The organism is Tardiphaga sp. (assembly GCF_044340795.1).
In the GTDB taxonomy this organism is placed as follows: domain Bacteria; phylum Pseudomonadota; class Alphaproteobacteria; order Rhizobiales; family Xanthobacteraceae; genus Tardiphaga.
Window position 1 is genome coordinate 1 of record NZ_JBIISY010000444.1, and the last position, 2,531, is coordinate 2,531.

General features: G+C 63.0%; 3 protein-coding genes. 2 read left to right on the forward strand and 1 reads right to left on the reverse strand.

The genetic code is table 11. The features are described 5' to 3' along the window. Positions 1-234: 234 nt before the first annotated feature. Entirely contained in the window at positions 235-1,008 is a 774-nt protein-coding gene (locus ACIQ17_RS32930; protein WP_398473777.1) for a L,D-transpeptidase family protein, read from the forward strand. Positions 1,009-1,048: 40 nt separating this feature from the next. Continuing rightward, positions 1,049-1,666, forward strand: coding sequence for a DUF2865 domain-containing protein (locus ACIQ17_RS32935; RefSeq protein WP_398473778.1), 618 nt, complete (start codon positions 1,049-1,051; stop codon positions 1,664-1,666). A 96-nt stretch (positions 1,667-1,762) separates the two neighbouring features. Here ACIQ17_RS32935 and ACIQ17_RS32940 read toward each other — a convergent pair. After that, positions 1,763-2,531, reverse strand: a 769-nt coding sequence (locus tag ACIQ17_RS32940) for a methyl-accepting chemotaxis protein (RefSeq protein WP_398473780.1), incomplete at its 5' end; no start/stop codon positions are given.

The following is a 2,531-nucleotide window of genomic DNA, read 5'->3' on the forward strand; positions in this document are numbered from 1 at the left end:
GATTGTCACGGCACGCCGCCTCCGTTGGCGTGGCCGCTGTCGCGGCCGCGCAAGGAACGGCCATCAACACAGGACTACCCTTACAAGTTCCATCGCGGATTCGTGATGGCAGGCTGGTTGACAAGCCGCTTTCTTGATTGCGCCGGCCGGAACCGGTTTGCCCGTCGCGATGTTATTTGCGCGGTCATCGCCACGATGCATCGCTTCCGATGCATCCATCCACGGGGCAGTCACATGGCACAGGATTTCGCTCGCACGGCTCTGCGTCTATCCAGCGCGGTCGCGCTCGCTGCTGGTCTGTTCGTCGCTCCCGCATTCGTCGGCAGTGCATCGGCACAGATGATGAGCTACGCGCCGACTTCGCAGGACGGCTTTCTCGAAGACAACATCATGGTGACTCCGGAGATGGAGCGCGACGCGGCATCCTATGTGATGCCAGAACGTCTGCGCCGTGCGGAGGTGAACTACGTGTCCAATCAGGCACCAGGCACTGTCGTCATCGATACCGGCAACACGCAGCTCTATTACATCCTCGGCAACAACCGTGCGATCCGCTATGGCGTCGGCGTCGGCCGCGATGGCTTTACCTGGGCAGGCACCGAAACGGTAACGCGGAAGGCGGAATGGCCCGACTGGCATCCGCCCGCAGAGATGATCCGCCGCCAGCCTTATCTGCCGCGTTTCATGGCCGGCGGTCCCGGTAACCCCCTCGGTGCGCGCGCCATGTATCTCGGCTCCAGCATCTATCGCATTCACGGTACCAACGACCCCACCACGATCGGAAAATTCGTGTCGTCGGGCTGCATCCGCCTCACCAATGAAGATGTGCAGGACCTTTTCAGGCGCGTGAACGTTGGGACGAAGGTCGTGGTGCTGCCGAAGTCGGCAGCCTCCCGCGAAATGGCGCGCACTGCGCCGTCGTCGCGAACCGTGATCTCCGTGCAGCCGGCGCGGGCCGGGCAGTCCGGCCAGCAGGCGATGAACCTGTCGGCGTCATCGTTGTACTGAGTTCAAGACAGATTGATCTGAAGTTGGAGGGCCGAGACCCATGACCCACATGTCTGGACGACGGCTCCTTGGAGCGGCGGCACTGGCGCTTGGCGTGATGGCTTTTGCCGTTCCCGCTGCTCAGGCTCAGGACTTTTTCTCCGAATTGTTTGGCGGCTTTTCGCGCGGCAGGATGCCGAGCATGTTCGATGACGCGCCGCCGCAGCGTGTCGAGCGTCCCCGTGTCGCCAGTGGACAGGCCTATTGCGTGCGGACCTGCGACGGCCGCTATTTCCCGATCACGGCGAATGACAATCAGAGTCGCGCGACGTCGTGCAACAATTTCTGTCCGTCCAGCAAGACCGAAGTGGTCTATGGCAGCAATATCGATCACGCGACGACCGAAAACGGCAAGTCCTATTCCGATCTGCCGAACGCCTTCAAATTCCGCAGTGAGATCGTGGCCGGCTGCACCTGCAATGGCAAGGATGCGATGGGCCTCGCCCAGGTGAAGATCGAGGACGACCCGACGCTGCGCAAAGGCGACATTGTCGCGGGAGCGGATGGGTTGAAGTCGGTGACGCGAACCGACAAACGCGGTGCGTCGCTGAACATGACGCCGGTGCCGGCTTCGGTCGCTGCGAAATTCGAGCGCCTGCCTGTGGTGGCACGGGAATAAACTGCTAATCAAACGTCGCCCGGCTTGACCGGGCGACGTTGCGTTTGTGATTAGGGGATCACGCGATTTCGCGGGTAATCCAGCCGGCTTGTCGGCTCAAGCAGCCCTGATCTTCCCAAGAAAATCCGTGACCTGCGAGCCGAGCTCGCGGGTCTGCGTCGCCAGCGTTTCCGAGGCCACTTTCACATCTTGCGCAGCCGCACCTGCGGCGTCCGCATCCGCGCTGACGCCGGTGATGTTGTCGGAAACGTTGCGGGTGCCATCTGCGGCCTGCTGGGTCGAACGCGTGATTTCCTGCGTCGCCGCGCCTTGCTCTTCGACGGCCGCGGCGATCGCGGTCGCCACCTCATTGACCTCGCCGATAATGCCGCCGATCGCCTTGATGGCTTCGATGGCATCATTCGCGACACGCTGGACATCGGCAATCTGCTCGGAAATGTCGTCAGTGGCCTTGGCGGTCTGGCTCGCTAGCGATTTCACCTCGGACGCCACCACGGCAAAGCCGCGGCCGGCCTCGCCCGCGCGCGCGGCCTCGATAGTGGCGTTGAGCGCGAGCAGGTTGGTCTGCGATGCGATGTCGTTGATCAGGCCGACCACTTCGCCGATCCGGGCTGCGCTTGCAGCGAGGCCCTGCACGGTGTTGTCGGTCTGCTGAGCCTGTTGCACAGCACGGCTGGCGATGCCCGCCGCATGCGAGGCCTGGCGGCTGATGTCGTTGATGGAGGTGCTGAGCTCTTCTGCGGCGGCGGCGACGTTCTGCACATTGGCCGAGGCGTCGTTGGATGCACGCGCAGCATCCTGAACCCGGGCATTGGTCTGGCTCGAGACCGCAGCCATGCCGTCCGACGTCGTGCTCATCTGGTCC